Consider the following 17,733-nt stretch of genomic DNA (forward strand, 5'->3'; position numbering starts at 1 on the left):
CTAATCAAAATGACCAACATCAGCACTTACACAAAATATCTTCCGTCTGTTCTTTGGTTAGCGGAAACTGACCCAACTTTATTTCTAGCACGCACATTGCGTATCTTTGAACATATTCTGACTGGTATTCCTGCTGATGCTGAAGCCATGCAAGCAGAAGCTACTATCGTTAGTTCAGGTCAAAATCGGATTGAAGTGAGTAAAGTGATTGAGGCAAATCAGTTTCAGCCTGGAGATTTGCTGAATATTGTTGGTACTAAGGAACAGGTATGGGTTAAAAGTATTAGTAACACAGAAATTTTCTTAACAAATTCTCTCAAAAGTAGCTACAGCGAAGGAAAATTGCGCCTGAGTGCGGACAATTCGTTAGCTAAAACAATTGAGAAAATCCCGCAACTGTTTAATCCTTGGCGCACTCCCCCAGAATTTTTACCTTGGTTAGCATCTTGGTTAGCATTAGAGTTTCAGCCAGAGTGGAGTGAATATCAACAACGTCAATTTATCTCGGAGATTTTGTCTATTTATCAGCAGCGTGGCTTAAAACCAGGTGTACTGACTTACCTGGATATCTATGCTGCTACAGGAGAAAAGCCGCGCATTGTTATTGATGATGGGGAAGCAGTGTTGCGGGCAAAATTGACGACTGATGGCGCAGTGCAACTTAAAACTGTTGCTTATAGCCGCGTGGTTGGTAATGTAGCAGTGCTATTGCATCCAACGGCGATCGCAGTTGACAGGGACAACAACTATATCATTGCTGATCTAGGTGGCGAAGTTAAAAACCAAGACCAATGGAAAGCGTCACTGTGGAAAATGTCCAGTACAGGAGAAATTACTTATCAATCTAGTAATCCTTTACCAGTTCCTCAACCCATTTATTCCGGAGATGAAATCAAAAACCCGACGGCAGTAGTCGTCTCTGAAGATAACCGTTACTACCTCTTGAGTGTCGGTGATCGAACTTCGCGTCCTCGTTCGGCAATTTACTCATTTAGTGCTTCCCCTGGAAGTATTAATACTGTTATTAACCAAAGCACCACACCCACTCTACCAGCAATTAATCCTATGGATATGGTACTGGCCTCTGATACGCAGACATCCAAACAATTTATAGTTTTAGATCGTGGCAGTCATCGAGGTAGTTCAACAACCAAAATAATTGTTGTCAGTACAGATCCTTTAGCAGTGGAGGAACATATTTTAACTACAGTAGTCGAACCCACTGCTTTAGCTAGAGATCCGGTAACAGGACAGTTAATTATTGCCGATGCGAAAGAACCACCTAGAAATAATTCCCCGTTCAGTGCTGCGGATTTGCTCAGGGTTGATCCTAATAATAATTGGTCAGTGACTTCACTGTTGGGAAACCTGAGTCTTGCACAAAACCCACTGATTTTTCCCACAAGCTTAGTTTGGGAAAGTCCCCAATCTTTGTTAATTTGCGATACAGGAGTACGAAAAAGAATCGTTGATGATAATAGCAATCGACACCGTGCTGAACCAGCAGCTATATATCGTGTGGATTTGTCGCAAACACCACCGAAAATTACCCAAATCACCAACCAAAGAAAACTAGTTCATCCTACAAAGATTGCAATTGATCGTCAAGGATATTTGCTAGTTACTGATCGAGGTTCAGCCTATAACATTCAAGATCAAGAAAGAGAGTGGCGTGCTAAACCTAATGAATTTGGTGTCGTGGTTCTGTTTTCACAGCAGCGTCCGACTTCCAGGGAGCAACGTAACAAAATTCGCTTTGAAATTGCTAATGTGATTGATCAACAGAAACCAGGACATACTTTTTGGTGGATGCGATCGCTTTAAAAGTTATCAGTTATCAGTGACCAGTGATCATTCAAGAAATCATTAGTCATCTCTACATTTGTGCCGACTTACTTATTCACTAAATTCAATCAAGGAAACAACTATGTCGTCCGAACCAATTAAACGCAATCGCTATTCTGAACCTCCCAGAAATGAAGGTAATTTTTCTGCCAGAAACTTTGATGAAGATTTTGCTGATTTTCATCTACCTTTAAACCGGATGCAACTGGCTAACTTCCAGGAATGGGGCGTTGCTCAAGGATTAGAAGTAAGTGGTAGTGTTGCTGGTACAACTCTTACTGTGGCACCAGGAGTTGCCATTGATCACCGAGGACAACTGATTTCTCTTTCTAGTGAAGGCAAGGGTGATATTGGTAAAAATCCCCCAAGCGAAGACCACGAAGAAGTACAAGTCCCGGTGGTGCTGGATCTGACGCGCTACACTCAAACTCCTGATCAACCCCTTTACCTGACGATTCAGTTTTCCCAAATTCTGCGTTTCGATGAAGGGCCTCTGGGTAGATATGAAGATGCACCTTGGATACGTTTGCAGCCTGTGAATGGCTTTGCGGACGATGGTACTTCTGTTGTGCTGGCAAGAGTAGTAGTTAAAAGTAATGGGGAACTGACGGAGTTAACAGCACAGGGACGGCGTTTGGTAAGTAAAACAGTGCAACAACTGGTGTTGCGTCGTCCACAAATAGTCGGGGAACAGGTCAAACAGGTGAGTGCAGGGAAACTGGCGGCTACAGATCAGGGTTTGCAATTGAGTGTCCCCGATGCTGGAAACGAAGTCCTGCTCTCTCAGGAAAATGGTAATAATTTTTCTCGGCTAGAGGTACGTACTGATAGCAGCAATTTCACTGGTAAGCTGAATGTTAATCAAGATTTACAAGTTACGGGTGCGATCGCCTCTAGTGGTTTAAGTGTAACTGGCAACTGTGGTATCACACAAAACTTGCAGGTCACAGGTGCGATCACAGCTGCGACTTTAAATACCAATGAACTGGCTGTCACTAGCAATGCCAACATTGCTGGGAACCTGAAAATCTCCGGCAATCTAGAGGTTGAGGGAGATGTGACAGCACGAGATGTCGAGCATGTCTCTGGTAATGTATCCTTCGGTGATGCCGATAATGATGAAGTGAAAATAACAGGCGTGTTGCGATCAGGGCATTCTTCTGGAACGTTGCAGGTAGATGATGCTTTGCACACAACTGGTTGGTTAACTGTTGACGGCAATATCTCTATCGTTGGTAGAGGTGGTCGAAACCACTTCAAGGATGTGGAAAAATCAGATGGAGCAGGACTCAGGGTAGGTGCTGCCTGGAATATGTATGGCATCTACGCAGAAACCGGGCGGGGAGTCTTAGGTGGTGCAAGTGGGGTTAGCTTACAAAACAATGCTTTAACAGTTGAAACCAATGGTAACGTCGGCATTGGTACAACATCTATCCATAATCCTCAGCGTTGGAACAAAGTTTTGGATATTTTAGGTACAACTCATGCTCGGTTGAATGTAAGATCTAGCGGTGGAGTTGTTACCAGTGTTTTTAGTAATGACAACTGGAGTGGTGCCAGAGGTGTGATTGGCACAGACTCGAACCATCCATTAACATTGGCTACTAACTATACACATCATGTAACTCTTGATACCAATGGCAATTTCGGCATCGGTACGACTAATCCAGGGGCGAGACTAAATATTATTCATCAAAACCAGGATGCAAATGGAAATTCATTAATTATTGGTCCAACAAATCAGTCAAATCTGAGACTGGGCTATCATCAAAACTATAGCTGGATTCAATCTCATGGAAATAAGCCATTAGCAATTAACCCGATTGGAAATAATGTTGGCATCGGTACGACTAATCCAGTGATGAAGTTGGATGTGAATGGATGGATATCTATATCAGGAGGCAATGGATTGCGATTTTACAACGCTAATCAGTCTCAATATTGGCAAATCTATCCAGAATGGAACGATGCGGGCGATCCAGATTTGATGTTTGACTTTAGTGCCAAAACCCAAAACAAAGGTTGGGTAAGAGGTTGGCTTGAACCAGAAGGTGGGTGGAGACAGCCCAGTGATGAACGACTCAAACAAGATATTGAACCCTTGGCCAATGTATTGGATCGAGTTATTAAGTTGCAGCCCAAATCTTACCATTGGCTCAATTCAGGGAATAATTCCTGCAAGTACTTTGGTTTTATTGCTCAGGAAGTAGAGCAAATTTTCCCTGATTTTGTCAGTGAAAAGCGCGGCTTTAAAGGAATGAATTACAATGATTTTTCTGTAGTTGCAATTGCCGCCATTAAAGAACAACAAGAACTGATCTTACAACTACGAGAAGAGGTAGCTGATCTCAAAGAGCAAGTTAATCAAGTAAAGAGTAACAAGAAAAATAGGTAGCTAGTCTTACTGTTGACCTTCAAACTCATATCCCGACGTTAATCAAGCTATCTGTCGCGCTACAGTGAAGTGAAGGAGATGGTATTGCTTCGATGTGGACTATTCGTGCTTTAAAACGTGCAGGATTTCAAGTCGTTAAAAGTAACAGTGACTTATAAATTTCAATAGGAATAATATCCAATCCAAAACAATTATTGTGGAAAATTACCAACAACCAGACCGTAAATATTTATAATTCACTGTACGATTTGATTAAAGTTTTAAACTGATTAAATCCATGCCAATCTCTCTCTGCTAACCTCTGTCCTCCAAAACTTAATTTCACAACTGTTTTTGCCATAAATTTACGTTTAGCTGCACCATGAAGTTGAAATGCAGTTTCAAACAGCTTTTTTAGCAAATCAGTTAATACTATAGACACGGATATTGCTTGCCAGACTCAAAAACACATTAAGAGGGAACAGGGAACGGGCAACTCTTAACAGGGAAATCCCCATAATTAAAATTAGGGGATTTGTTAATGAACGTCTTTTTTCTTGCACTACGTGCCTCGTAGCTGCAAGGCTTCTCGGAGAGTACAAAATGTTTTTATTTTTTTCATGAATAAATTAAGGGGCTTGTACCCAATATTCGGCTGCTCATATTCTTTCACTGTTAAGAGTTCCCTGTTAAGAGTTCCCGCCCCGTTGGCGCAGCCTCTCGTAATTTCTGTAGCCTACATAATATCACATTGTCACTAGATGCCTAACTTTATACTGTTTAATTTCTTCCAAAGGTTCATTTTCTCCTGAAGAAAAAGCAGTCATCAGATGACCGCTTGCTTCTACTTTAGCTTGATAAGTACCACTTTTTTTACCATCAATCCCAGTAAAATTAATCTGAACATCCGCCCATTCTTGATTAATTTTATCTTCAGCTAAAATTTGCCCTGATTTTTGATATTGCAGCCAATTCCAACCCTCTTGCATCAATATTTCTCGTTCCACAATTTGCTCAAACTTAGATAAACCACCCCATCCCCGATAGTAAGGATAAAGTTCTTTCACAGAACCTTTACGCCATACCAATACATCTAAAATTTCCGGCTTTAAATGACCCCAGTATTGTCCTAGTGGTAAATCAACTAGGGTAGGTGCAAACTGATGTCCGCCAAAATGACTGCATCGCCAAACACGTAGATTTGGATGAGTTGTCGCATATTCAGCACGCAGTTTTTTATAGATGGGATAACCAAATCTGCTACAGGCAGCATCAACATTACCATGTGTGCAGACAAGTAATTCTCTAATATGATGACTATGTTGGCGATATTGTGCAAAATTTTGCAGTTTTTCTGGTTCTTTGACTAAAGCAAGTGCTAAATTACCAATTTCCGCATCTGGTACGATAAATTCTTGTTTTTCATACTCAGCAAATAAGCCAGATGGGCGGCGATAGTAAAATACGTGTTTATACCCAGGAATAGAATACTCTTTATCTGGTGCGATCGCTAGCTGTCGAATTGTCCCCCCACCTTCCCAAACAAAGTTTAAAGCGTCTATTACTCCTTGTGGCATAGGATCAGGTTCAATCCAAATTTCCACAGGCCAAGGTTGTGCAGCTTCAATAATTAAATATTGTTCCACAGCGATCGCAGTTCCAATTGGGTCTTCACCGTTAGCTTGAGAAATTTCTGAACAAAAACGGCAATTATTTTGAGTTTTGTTAATTGACATATTCAAACTTACCTCACTAAATATTTGAACAAATCATCAATAATTTTATTAACTCCCAAAGGGCTACCAGAAAACCCATCACTTTGATTTACTATATAGAAAAATAGGTTTTGAATACCTACTAAAGTTGCTTGGACGTTATTCCAAGTACCACGAACACCAATTTCGTAATTATCTACCTTTTACTGAGCACCCATTTAACCATGAGCAATTCTATCAAGGTGTGTTAATTAAATACTTAAATAAATCATCAATAATTGCATTGGCAGCTAACATACCACTACCAATCCAGTAACTTGGAACTACATAAACCTTATTTTCTTTTACAGCTTTTAATTTTCTCCACAGGGGACTTGATTTGAGTTGCTCTAATTGATAATTTGCTGTTCGATTACCTTTGGCGTTATTTTCATAAGTCCAAATAAAAATAACATCACCATCTGCTTTTTTAATTAATTCATTACCGATGGAAACTTGAATGGGATTACCAAATATTTTTTTTGCCTCTGGAGCAGTAAAATTTTGTGATTCTGGACGAGATAAACCGGCATCTTGCAAAACTATTCCGCAGAAAGAATCAAGTAGATAAAGGTTAATATTATTTGGATATACTCGCACTACAGAAACTTTAAGTTTGGATAATTTATTGCCCATTTTTTGCTTAAATTCTGCAAGACGTTGGTAATAATTTTCCATTACTTGTTGAGCAACTTCTTGCTTACCTAAAGCCAAACTAATGTTTGTAAATACCTCTTTCCATGTACCACTGTGTGCAAATTGTAACAAAACTGTCGGAGCGATTTTTGAGTATAAAGAATAAAATTGCTGTTGATAGACAAAACCCAAAATAAAATCTGGTTTGAGTGCCAGAATACTTTCTAAACTAGGTTCGCCAGTTCTACCAATGTTTTTTACTCCTGTCAAACGCTCTTGCAAATATGATGGAAGATTTGAGATCACAGCACCAGCAGGTTTAACACCTAGTGCGATCGCATTTTCCAATGAAGCATCATCTAGAGTCACAAGTCGCTCAAACTTTTCGGGAACACAGGATATTCCCGCCCCGTGTTCTACCTGACGACAGGTTGTGTTTTGACTTTGATAATTCTCAGGTAAAGAACCACCATGATGACAAGCAACAGTTACGAATAGAGTACACAATAGTGTGAACACAAATCGCCACCAATGAGTTAAACTTTTGATTTTTTTATCACTGTCATTCATGATGGAATCTCATACCCAGAAGATGACTTTTGTCAGAATTAAAATGTCACAGAAAAACTACCAATTATTGTTAATGGTGCGCCCGGTTCTATAGCAACTCTACCAAAGTTTGCTCCTAGATAATGTTTTTCGTTAAAGAGATTTTGGATATTAATCCCCGCACGCCAATTATCACGTTTATAGTAGATTGCTGCGTCTGTTCTCAGATAACCAGGGATGATATAGGTATTACTTGTGTCACCTTGGCGATCGCCTACATAAAATAACCCTAAACCAAAACCTAAACCTTGCAAATTACCACGTTGTAATTCATAAGTTGTCCACAAACTAGCTGTATTAGATGGGACGTTAGCTGGACGATTTCCCTGCAAACCGTCATTATCTTTGGTAATCTCGGCATCAATATGGGAATAAGATGCTATCACATTCCAACCAGGACTAATTTCTCCAGCCACATTGAGTTCAATACCTTGGTTACGTTGTTCACCTACAGCATTGAAAAAGTCTGGGTTATCAATATCAGTTGTGGCAATATTTGATTTTGTAATGTGATAAGCTGCCAAGGTAGCTGCTAATCTGCCATCCAAAAATTCACCTTTTACTCCCACCTCATACTGAGTTCCTCGTTCAGCTTCTAAAATTGAACCATCTGGTCTTCTACCAAAATTTGGTTGAAATGATTTGCTGTAACTAGCATAAAGAGAAATAGGTTCAATAGGTTGATAAACAATACCCAATCTGGGAGTGAAAGCGGAATCATAGCGACCAGATTCAGAACCATTCCGTAAATTTATACTGCTTTGATCAACAGTATCAAACCTTCCACCAATAAGCAATTTTAAATTATCTGCAAACGCTATTTGGTTTTGCAAGAAAATTCCTAGACCATCGCTAGTATCTTGGTTATTACGCACAACGTTAGTTAATGCGTCTAAACCAGGTCTGGGTACGGCGTTGTAAACTGGATTGAATACATCAATACTGGGTGTAATTCCTCCTGGCGCTCGGCTTTGAGTTCCTCCTGATGTGAATCTAGCTAAGTCAACACCAAACAAAAGAGTATGATTAATCGAGCCTGTAGCAAACTTACCAACTACATCAGTTTGTAAAGTATAACTTTCGCTATAGTCATCATTGGATCTAAAGTTCCGTGTGAGAATGCCTGTTGTTTCATTTAATCTCACAGGTTCAGCACGATAATCAAAACTATCTGAACTTTGATATCGGAAAGCATTACGGATTTTCCAATTATCGTTAAAGTTATGCTCTAAACGATAGCTCAAACCTATTTCTTCAACTTTGCTAACATCATCTGGTTCACCAAAAAAACGCTCTAGAGGAGTATCAATAATACCCTCACCAAAGGCTAAAAATCCCCGATCAAATGGACGCTCATCGTTGAGATAGTCAAATTGAAACGTTAAGTTAGTTGCTTTGCCAATTTCCCATTTTAAAGAGGGTGAAATAAAGAATCTTTGAACATCTTGATCAAAATCACGGAAACCATCGGAAGTTTCGTAAACAGAATTGAGCCTATAGAGCAGAGTTTTATCAGAATTTAGTGGACCAGAGATATCAATACTAGGGCGAAATGTGGAGAAACTACCCACTGACAATTCAGCATTATAGTAGGGATCTCTGAGAGGCTGCTTTGTAATTAAATTAATTACTCCTCCTGGTTCAACACCACCATATAAAATTGAAGCTGGACCTTTGAGAACTTCTATCCGTTCAACGTTGGCGGTTTCTCTGATACCACCTCGTCCATCTTTGAAACCATCAGTTAAAATACTTCCACCAAAAGTACCACCACCAAAAAATCCCCGAATGCCAATTTGGTCTACTGTACCACCAAACCCACCATCTTGAACCACACCACCAATATTCAGCAGCGCATCTCTTAAACGAGTAACTTTTTGATCTTTGATCACTTCTTCAGGAACTACTTGAATAGTCTGAGGAATATCTCGGATCAGAGTATCAGTTCTCGTTCCAGTCGAAGCATTGGGTACACGGTATCTATCTTGCTCACCTGTTACCACCAGTTCAATAGGTGGTTCATTTTGTGCAGGTGGTTGTTCTGGCTGGGTTTCGCTACTAGGTTGCTGTTCTGGTTGTGGTGGGGTTGTTGGTGTCTGTGGTGTTTGAGTAATAGTTACAGTTGGTACAACCCCGAAAACTAAACCCTCGTCACCATCAAACAATTCGACTTGCGGCGCACCACTTTCACCAGTTACCGTTACCCGAATTGTGTTTGCATCCAAATTTCTAACTGTAACTTCAGTAATTCCCGCAGTCGGTTTTTCCTGGCGGAATATATCACCACTAGCTAAACGTAACTGAGCATTGGGAATGTCAACAATATAGCTATTTCCCTGACTCTGATTTGTCAATTGCAGTTGATCTGATTGATTGGTTTCTAAAATTATCTCTATACCTTTGTCTGTAGCTTGCGATTTCACACCTGTTATCTGAACAAGAGATTGAGCAAGCCATTGCTGAATACTGGTAGCAGGTTTTTCTACTTCACTTAGTTGGGGAATTTTAGATATTGGTTTTTGGCTATCTTTGGCTAATACAGGTGGGTTAACCAGTACCAAAGCCAATCCTGTCATCCAAGCTAGTTTCTGTAATTGATTTGACATCACTCTACTCACACGCAAATAAGGGATTGGGTTTGGGAGTTACGTATTGAGAAACACTATTACTTACTGAGTAGTATCCAATTTCTCCAACCCAAGTACCCTGGATGTTGTTAATTAAGAATTCCTATCAAGTAGCTTACAGGAAAGCTCTTGGGTATGGGTGAGTGATTTGAACGCTAGACGGAATTTTTTGAACGCTAGGCGGAATTTTCCCTTGTTCTAGTTATTGCATCAGGTTATTATTACTTTTAAATCCTAGAATGACAGCATCAATTTTCCATCCTTAATGTTTTTATCCTATCAATTCATCAACTGTTATACCTAACTGTGAATTAGCAGTCAAAAATTCTTTGGGATTGATGCCAAATTTTTTTCTAAAAGCAGTAGCAAAGTAACTGCGGCTAGAAAAACCAACGCTACGGGCTGCTTTAGAAATACTTATCTCTCCTGCTGCTAACAGTTTCCGTGCCTGTTCTAATCTATGATGATGTAAATAGCCAAATACAGTCGTCCCAAACACCAGACGAAAACCACGTTTGAGAGTACAGTCATTTAAGCCTACTTGTCTTGCTAATTCCATTAAAGAAGGAGGATTGTCTAAATTATTTAATAAAATTTCTTTGGCATAGTGAATACGTTCCACATCATCAGGCTTGAGGGAAAAAGTGTTATGTTTACCTTGACGTGCTGCGATATCTTCTTCAACTAGCAATACCATTAGTTCCAAAACTTTACTTTCTAAGTACATCCGTTTCATCATTCCCTGATATGGACAATTTAAAATTTGCTTTAATGCTACTTCCATTGCTGGCGTATTAGCACTAGAACGAGAATAATATTCTTGATGGGGTTTTCTGACTAAGTGAGTTAATTCTTGGGGTAGCTGATTTTCTTGTTTACCCATAAAAAAGTAAAATAGTTCCGGTTCTATGTGAACATTGATTTCAATTATTTTTCCTGATTTCAATGATTTAAATTTCTGTTTTGGTGCTAGTCCACTTCCCCATAATGTGTTTTGTCCACTACTCCCGCTAAAATTTTTATTTTGTTGATATCCTGTCAGATTAAAGCTGTATTCTAAAGGATGTTGTCGCTCAGGATTTTTTAGAACTAAATCATCATGTAATTGGTATTCTGAAATTGCTAAATCTAAACCATCCCGTAATTCTATTGTTCCCCAAAATCCTGTACCTAACTTTTGTGGGAATGGACAAAGAGTATCAAATATATTCCAGGATTCTCTTAACGTGGAGGTAAGCATCGACGCACTTGCTTCTGTTTTCGGTATATCTACAAATAATTCCCAAAATTCTGTTTGCGAAATGGTAATTGTCATAACTATGAACAAGATATGTGAGTCAGCTCTCAATACAAAGCTAGTGTGAGCAGTATTTCTGATGAAACACAGCAAATAACAGCTTATTGAGAGTTATTAGCATTAGACTAACTAGAATAGCCTGTTTTTATACCGATATTTTGTTGTTAACAATACAAAAGTTTTGCATATTTTACTTAATGAGTGGAAGAGAAGGATATTAAAATGCAATCAAGAGGCATAATTAAGCGTAAAATCCGGTAATTAGCTGAAAAATATTCTTTATTGCCATCTATTTAATTTTTGTATCAGATTTCAGAATACAGCTTGCTGATAGCTAAAATTTTATGAAAATCGGACTACAACAATATTGGAACTTACTTGTAGACTACCTAAAACCACAAAAGAGCAGGGTTGTCAAATTTGCGATCGCCCTTTTGGCTAGCATCGGGTTACAAATCCTCAACCCCCAAATTCTGCGTTATTTCATTGACACTGCTGTTGCTGGTGGCGATGACCTATGGTCGGTCGGAGGCGATCGCCAAAAATTATTTTTAGCGGCCTTGTTATTTATTGCTGTAGCCTTAATCACCCAAGCAATGTCAATTACCGCCACATTCTACGGTGAAAACGTCGCATGGACAGCCACTAATGCTTTACGTGCGGATTTAGTAGAGCATTGTTTAAGACTAGATTTATCCTTTCACAAATACCGCACACCCGGTGAATTAGTAGAACGCATAGACGGTGATGTGCAGAATTTATCAGAATTTTTCTCGAAATTCACTATTCGCATCTTGGGCAATTTGCTCATGATGCTGGGTGTGATAGTGGTGCTATTCTACGAAGATTGGCGAGCCGGTTTAGCTATTTCCTTATTTGCCCTCACCGCCTTATCTACTCTGATTAAGTTGCGTAGCATAGCAGTATTCCATTGGAGAGGCTATCGCCAATATAGTGCAGAGTTCTTTGGCTTCTTAGGTGAACAGCTAACAGGAATAGAAGACATCCGCGCCAATGGAGCGAAAAACTATGTCATGCACCGCTTCTATACAATCATTCGCAACTGGCTGCCTATATTTCATCAAGCCCGCTTTGCCGATACAATTCTCTGGGTTACAACCAACGGTATATTTACTTTGGGTAGTGTAGTTGCTCTCATAGTTGGTGCTTATTTATGGAGTCAACAGGCAATCACCATCGGTACAGTTTACCTACTTTATTATTACACCAATATTCTGAGCGAACCGATTAAACAAATTCGCAACCAATTTGAAGACCTCCAGCAAGCAGATGCGAGTATTTACCGCATCAAAGACTTATTGCAAGTTCAATCTCAATTGCGTACAAGCGGCGAAAAATCAATTCCCCCAGGCGCGTTTTCTGTAGTTTGTGAGAATGTCTCATTTAGCTACCATGACCGAGGACTAGAGTCTCAGGATTTGGTGCTGCAAGATATATCTTTTAATTTACCTGCGGGTCAGGTATTGGGTTTACTGGGACGTACTGGAAGCGGTAAAACTACTTTGGCGCGATTACTGTTGAGATTTTATGACCCACAATCAGGTTCAATTCATTTGGGAGGTGTACCTGTTAACCAAACTCCATTGACGGAATTACCTGGAAAAGTCGGATTAGTAACTCAAGATGTGCAACTTTTTCAAACTACAGTGCGTAATAATCTCACCTTTTTCAATCAACACATTAGTGATACTCGCATTTATGAAACACTAGAAATGTTGGGATTGTCAGAATGGTTGCACTCTTTACCCAACGGCTTAGATACAAATTTAGGGCCAGATAGTAGCGGCTTGTCTGCGGGACAGGCGCAGTTATTAGCATTTACGCGTGTGTTTCTCAAAGACCCTGGTTTAGTCATTTTAGACGAAGCATCTTCACGCCTTGACCCGATAACAGAAAAACTCATTGAAAAAGCTATAGATAAATTATTGATGGGACGAACCGCTATTATTATTGCCCATCGTTTAGCAACCGTAGAAAGAGCAAATCAAATCTTGATCTTAGAAAAAGGTAGAGTAAATGAATACGGTCAAAGAGAAGAACTAGCAAACAATCCTAATTCACGTTTTGCCCAATTATTACAAGCTGGTTTAACAGATTTATTAGTTTAAGGACAGGACTGGGGATTGGGGAGTGGGTATTAAAAATAAATTATGCCTAATTTTCCTGAAATCGTCTACCTTCCCCTTCCAAATCCCTAATCCCCAATACCCGATACCCAATACCTAATATTATGATGTCATCAACAAAAAAACTTCCAGGTTGGCAATTATTATGGAGATTGATTTGCTATAAACCAAAACTCTACTTCATTGATACTTGCTTCTGGATTTTTATTATGGGCTTGCCTGCCCTACCTGGGTTAATTATCAGGGAATTTTTTAATAGTCTCACAGGTAAAGCTGCATTTGGTTTGTCACCTTGGGCATTTATTGCTGCTTTATTAGCTTTAAATTTAAGTCATATTGCGGTGATATTGATAGGACGAATTACCAAAACTCAGCACCGTTTTACCATGAGGTCTTTACTGAGAAGAAATTTATTAGAACGTCTCTTAAATAATCCTCATGCTCAAATTATTGTGGCTAACGGTGAGACTGACAAGACTTTATCGCAAGGTGAAGTAATCAGCTATTTTCGAGATGATGCCGAACACATTGAAGATAATGTGGCATGGGTATCAGAAATATTTGGGGAGGGACTATTTGCTTTCCTTTCTTTAGCAATTTTATTAAGTGTCAATGTACCTATGACACTATTTGTTTTTCTCCCCTTAGTGGGGATGGTAATTATTATCCAAAAAACAGAAACCCGCATCAAACATTATCGTAAGGCTAGCCGTCAAGCAACTCAACAAGTAACAGGAATTTTAGGGGAAATCTTTAGTTCTGTGCAAGCAATTAAAGTAGCTGGTGCAGAACCAGATATACTCAATTATTTTCGTACCTTGAATGAAAAGCGTCGCCAGATGATGATTAAAGATAGCCTATTAAACGCCATTCTCAATTCACTATTTCAAAATATGGTGAATTTCGGCACAGGTTTGATTTTGGTCATGGCTTCTTTTTTGATGCAAAGCGGCGTAAATCAGTTAACAGTGGGTGACTTTGCTTTGTTTGTCTATAACCTGTCATTTGTCACAGGCTTTTTTAGCTCTGTAGGTGGCTTTATGGCATTGTATAAACAAACTGAAGTAGCTTTTGAACGCATGGCTGCTTTAATTTCTGGTGCATCAGCCAAGACTTTGGTAGCTCCAAATCAACTTTATCTGCCAGACTTGGGTAGAAGTCAAAAAACCTTACCTCGATTAGAACAACCTGTAGAGAATCAGGAGGAGCATTTACAATCATTAAGACTCTCAAATTTAACTTATATTTATCCGGGAACTACTCAAGGAATCGTAGATATTAACTTAGAAATACAGCGTGGTAGTTTGACTGTAATTACTGGACGCATCGGTGCTGGGAAAACTACATTGCTACGGGTGTTGTTAGGATTATTACCCAAGCAAGGAGGGGAAATTTACTGGAATGGACGGATAATTGAAGACCCTGCTAATTTTTTTGTACCACCTCGCAGTGCTTATACTCCACAAATTCCCCAGCTTTTTAGCTATTCCTTACGAGAAAATATTTTACTGGGATTGTCCAAAGATGATGCTGATATTCAAACAGCGTTAAAAATGGCTGTGTTTGAGCAAGATTTAGCAGCCATGAGTGAGAAACTAGAAACTTTAGTGGGTACAAAAGGTGTACGGCTTTCTGGTGGACAGATGCAACGGGTAGCGGCGGCGCGAATGTTTGTCCGTCAGCCAGAATTCCTGGTATTTGATGACCTGTCTAGCGCGTTAGATGTGGAAACAGAATTGACATTATGGGCGCGGATCTTTGCTAATGGAACTGAACAAGGAGAAAATCCTTGGACACCAACTTGTCTGGTGGTGTCTCATCGCCGTTCTGTGTTACGTCGCGCTGATCAGATTATAGTCATGAAAGCTGGTAGGGTTGTTGCACAAGGAAAGTTTGAGGAAATTTTAGCTGATGAGCAAGCTGATTGGATTTTTTAGATTGTTATAGTTAGTTTTTCTCGGACTGACGCACCCTAGATTTTGAGCGGAGTAATGGCATGAGCCAGGCGATCGCCAATGGAAAGATGAGGTAAGGTTGCCCAAAATTTGTTGGAGGTAGAAAAATCTTAGGAGATGGCAACAAATTAGTGACTGGTTTGAGTAAATTAGTCAGGACTTACGCAAGTGTCACATTACAGATGTCTTGTAGGGTGCGTCAGACTGTTTAAATACTGTCAATAAAAGTATTTTTGATATCTGACGCACCCTACTAATATGCCAGTTGCGTAAGTCCTGTTAGTTTTTTGTTCGTAGTAAGGACTTTAGTCCTCACTACAATCACTTGTATCTAACCAGCAATCTCCTTGAAAGCTTGCAGTAATTCCTGTACTTCCTCCACAGAATTGTAATGGACTAAACCAATTCTTAAGAAACCACCATCGGCTTCAACCCCCAGTCTTTGCGTCAATTCGAGGGCGTAAAAATTACCGTGCCAAGTGAAGATACCGCGATCGCCTAACATTTGCGCTATACTTTCAGGACTATGATTTTCTAATCTGAGGGCTACTGTAGGTGTACGCCAATTAAACCGACTGGTATCACTGATACCGTATAACTTTAACCCAGGAATTTCTAACAGTCCCGAAATTAGTTTATGGCTGAGTTCTCTTTCATATTGCTGAATGGCTGACATAGCAGCAACTAAAGCCGCCCTCCGACTATGATATGCTCTGGCGATCGCATCTGGATTTTCTGATGTCAAAAATCGGGGACATTGGAAATGTTCTAAACCTGCTTTGTCAGCATCCATCAACGCTGTCACTAACTCATTATCGATGGTTGGTGATACATGACAGCCTAATTTTGTCAAGTAATTAATTGCCGCTACCACACCCGCTAACCCTTCATGATTGAGAGTTCCCGTTTCCCAACGACATGGGACTTCATCACTAGCGGGTTTGACTTTATAGGGTTGCAGACTTGCTAAATGCTCTCTTTTAGCGTATAATATACCGACGTGTGGCGCAAAAAACTTGTAAGCCGAACAAGCGAGAAAGTCGCAATCTAAAGCATGAACATTGATTGGTGCGTGGGGTGCATAATGCACAGCATCCACAAACACCCAAGCACCGACAGCATGAGCCAAACTGACGATACTAGCGACATCGTTGATTGTTCCCACCGCATTAGAAGCATAACTGACTGCCACTAACTTGGTACGAGAATTAATCTGCTGTGCTAAATCATTCATGTCTAAGGTGCAGTCTTCGAGATGAATATCTACAACTCGAATAATTGCGCCTTGTGCTTCTAAAGCGTACCAAGGGGAAACATTGGCAGAATGATCTAATCGCGTCACAATAATCTCATCCCCTGGTTGGATGTGACGGGCGATCGCTCGGCTTAAACTAAAACTTAGGCTGGTCATATTTGCGCCAAATACCACCTCATCACTATCACAGCCTAAAAAATCGGCGATCGCACTTCTGGCAGCCCCAATTACCGCATCAGTGCGCCTACTCGTAGCAAAAGCACCATGAGCATTAGCATTCGACCTCACTAAATAGTCACTGATAGCATCTAACACTGCACCTGGTACTTGTGTTCCACCAGGGCCATCAAAAAATATAGCAGGTTGACCGTTAACTTTTTGCGTCAAGGCTGGAAAGTGAGCGCGTATCCATTTTAAATCTAAAGGCTGCATAATCAACTCCTCGGTTGATAGTGAACCGATACCTGAAGCTTAAATCTTGTTTATCAATACGCATTTTTTGATATCACAATTATAGCCAAATAGCTCTAGCTGTCCTGAGTATGAGGAGGTGCATTGTTGTAACTGGGTTGAGTGTGACAAAATAGAGATTGACAAGATTAGGGTGTGAAAAATAACACCCAAATAGTAAAAAGCATGGTGTTAGAAGTTCTGCTACGAAACCGACGCAAAATTCGCGCCGTGGGTTTTGATGATGCGCCCTTTACTCGCGCCGCAGGTAAACCTGTGAGTGTGGCAGGGGTTATCTGTGCAGATACTCGGTTTGAGGGAATGGTTTGGGGAGAAATAGAACCTGATGGTTGGGATGCTACAGAAACACTGTCTCAGCTTTTAATCGGCGGCAAATTTTTAGCTCATCTGCACGTGGTATTATTAGATGGGATTTCTCTTGGTGGTTTTAATATTGTTGATTTGCCGTTGTTAGCAGAAAAGTTAGAGCGTCCCTGCATTGCTGTCATGCGTAAGCAACCTAATCTTAATGCGATGATATATGCTATGCAGCGACTACCACACCCAGAAAAACGTCTGGAAGTTGTGCGTCGTGCTGGTACTGTGCATGAATATCCACCTTTTTATTTTCAGGTTTGTGGTGCTGATGCGGCAATAGCGGCGCAGGTTTTACAACAACTCACTGACTGTGGTCATGTTCCTGAAGCTTTGCGTCTGGCGCATTTGATAGGTTCGGCGGTGGTGAAGGGGGAGAGTGGGAGACAGGCTTGAGGAGGTGAGGAGG

At 40.2% G+C, this 17,733-nt stretch carries 11 protein-coding genes; 5 read left to right on the forward strand and 6 right to left on the reverse strand.

All coding sequences use genetic code 11. From position 1 onward, the window contains the following. Positions 1 to 9: 9 nt before the first annotated feature. Both A3775_RS21085 and A3775_RS21090 read left to right on the forward strand, forming a co-directional pair. On the forward strand, positions 10 to 1,824 hold the full coding sequence (locus A3775_RS21085; protein ID WP_066382790.1) for a phage tail protein: 1,815 nt from the start codon (positions 10 to 12) through the stop codon (positions 1,822 to 1,824). A 103-nt stretch (positions 1,825 to 1,927) separates the two neighbouring features. Next, positions 1,928 to 4,240, forward strand: a complete 2,313-nt coding sequence (locus A3775_RS21090; RefSeq protein WP_066426621.1) for a tail fiber domain-containing protein — start codon at positions 1,928 to 1,930, stop codon at positions 4,238 to 4,240. Positions 4,241 to 4,469: 229 nt separating this feature from the next. Here A3775_RS21090 and A3775_RS24480 read toward each other — a convergent pair whose 3' ends face one another. From A3775_RS24480 to A3775_RS21115, 5 genes are all read right to left on the reverse strand, one after another. Continuing rightward, positions 4,470 to 4,661, reverse strand: a complete 192-nt coding sequence (locus tag A3775_RS24480) for a hypothetical protein (RefSeq protein ID WP_066426623.1) — start codon at positions 4,659 to 4,661, stop codon at positions 4,470 to 4,472. Positions 4,662 to 4,965: 304 nt separating this feature from the next. After that, entirely contained in the window at positions 4,966 to 5,955 is a 990-nt protein-coding gene (locus tag A3775_RS21100; protein ID WP_066382787.1) for a sucrase ferredoxin, read from the reverse strand. Positions 5,956 to 6,171: 216 nt separating this feature from the next. Then, positions 6,172 to 7,179: an iron-siderophore ABC transporter substrate-binding protein gene (locus A3775_RS21105; protein ID WP_066426626.1), complete on the reverse strand. Its 1,008-nt coding sequence runs from the start codon at positions 7,177 to 7,179 to the stop codon at positions 6,172 to 6,174. Between the two features lie 38 nt (positions 7,180 to 7,217). Next, positions 7,218 to 9,824 carry a TonB-dependent siderophore receptor gene (locus A3775_RS21110; RefSeq protein WP_066426628.1) on the reverse strand — a complete coding sequence of 869 codons (2,607 nt, stop codon included), beginning with the start codon at positions 9,822 to 9,824 and terminating at the stop codon, positions 7,218 to 7,220. 292 nt (positions 9,825 to 10,116) lie between these two features. Beyond that, the gene (locus A3775_RS21115; RefSeq protein ID WP_066382782.1) at positions 10,117 to 11,160 is read right to left on the reverse strand and encodes an AraC family transcriptional regulator; all 1,044 of its coding nucleotides are present in this window, start codon (positions 11,158 to 11,160) and stop codon (positions 10,117 to 10,119) included. Positions 11,161 to 11,486: 326 nt separating this feature from the next. Here A3775_RS21115 and A3775_RS21120 point away from each other — a divergent pair, with 326 nt between their 5' ends. Together A3775_RS21120 and A3775_RS21125 are read left to right on the forward strand one after the other, a co-directional pair. Next, complete coding sequence (locus A3775_RS21120) at positions 11,487 to 13,271, forward strand: ABC transporter ATP-binding protein (RefSeq protein WP_066426631.1); 1,785 nt, start codon at positions 11,487 to 11,489, stop codon at positions 13,269 to 13,271. Between the two features lie 125 nt (positions 13,272 to 13,396). Further along, positions 13,397 to 15,226, forward strand: a complete 1,830-nt coding sequence (locus A3775_RS21125; protein WP_066426632.1) for an ABC transporter ATP-binding protein — start codon at positions 13,397 to 13,399, stop codon at positions 15,224 to 15,226. A gap of 349 nt (positions 15,227 to 15,575) precedes the next feature. Here the strand turns inward: A3775_RS21125 and A3775_RS21130 are convergent, their stop codons facing one another. Then, positions 15,576 to 16,931 carry a cysteine desulfurase-like protein gene (locus A3775_RS21130; protein ID WP_066426635.1) on the reverse strand — a complete coding sequence of 452 codons (1,356 nt, stop codon included), beginning with the start codon at positions 16,929 to 16,931 and terminating at the stop codon, positions 15,576 to 15,578. 204 nt (positions 16,932 to 17,135) lie between these two features. Here A3775_RS21130 and A3775_RS21135 point away from each other — a divergent pair, with 204 nt between their 5' ends. Then, positions 17,136 to 17,720, forward strand: a complete 585-nt coding sequence (locus A3775_RS21135; RefSeq protein WP_066426636.1) for a DUF99 family protein — start codon at positions 17,136 to 17,138, stop codon at positions 17,718 to 17,720. The last annotated feature ends 13 nt before the right edge of the window (positions 17,721 to 17,733 follow it).

The organism is Anabaena sp. 4-3 (assembly GCF_001597745.1).
Classification (GTDB): Bacteria; Cyanobacteriota; Cyanobacteriia; order Cyanobacteriales; family Nostocaceae; genus Trichormus.

What these genes read in the sequence shown, in the direction of transcription:
- A3775_RS21085 (WP_066382790.1), top strand. Translation starts at nt 10, where the DNA reads ATGACCAACATCAGCACTTACACAAAATATCTTCCGTCTGTTCTTTGG.
- A3775_RS21090 (WP_066426621.1), top strand. Translation starts at nt 1,928, where the DNA reads ATGTCGTCCGAACCAATTAAACGCAATCGCTATTCTGAACCTCCCAGA.
- A3775_RS21100 (WP_066382787.1), bottom strand. Translation starts at nt 5,955, where the DNA reads ATGTCAATTAACAAAACTCAAAATAATTGCCGTTTTTGTTCAGAAATT.
- A3775_RS21105 (WP_066426626.1), bottom strand. Translation starts at nt 7,179, where the DNA reads ATGAATGACAGTGATAAAAAAATCAAAAGTTTAACTCATTGGTGGCGA.
- A3775_RS21110 (WP_066426628.1), bottom strand. Translation starts at nt 9,824, where the DNA reads ATGTCAAATCAATTACAGAAACTAGCTTGGATGACAGGATTGGCTTTG.
- A3775_RS21115 (WP_066382782.1), bottom strand. Translation starts at nt 11,160, where the DNA reads ATGACAATTACCATTTCGCAAACAGAATTTTGGGAATTATTTGTAGAT.
- A3775_RS21120 (WP_066426631.1), top strand. Translation starts at nt 11,487, where the DNA reads ATGAAAATCGGACTACAACAATATTGGAACTTACTTGTAGACTACCTA.
- A3775_RS21125 (WP_066426632.1), top strand. Translation starts at nt 13,397, where the DNA reads ATGTCATCAACAAAAAAACTTCCAGGTTGGCAATTATTATGGAGATTG.
- A3775_RS21130 (WP_066426635.1), bottom strand. Translation starts at nt 16,931, where the DNA reads ATGCAGCCTTTAGATTTAAAATGGATACGCGCTCACTTTCCAGCCTTG.
- A3775_RS21135 (WP_066426636.1), top strand. Translation starts at nt 17,136, where the DNA reads ATGGTGTTAGAAGTTCTGCTACGAAACCGACGCAAAATTCGCGCCGTG.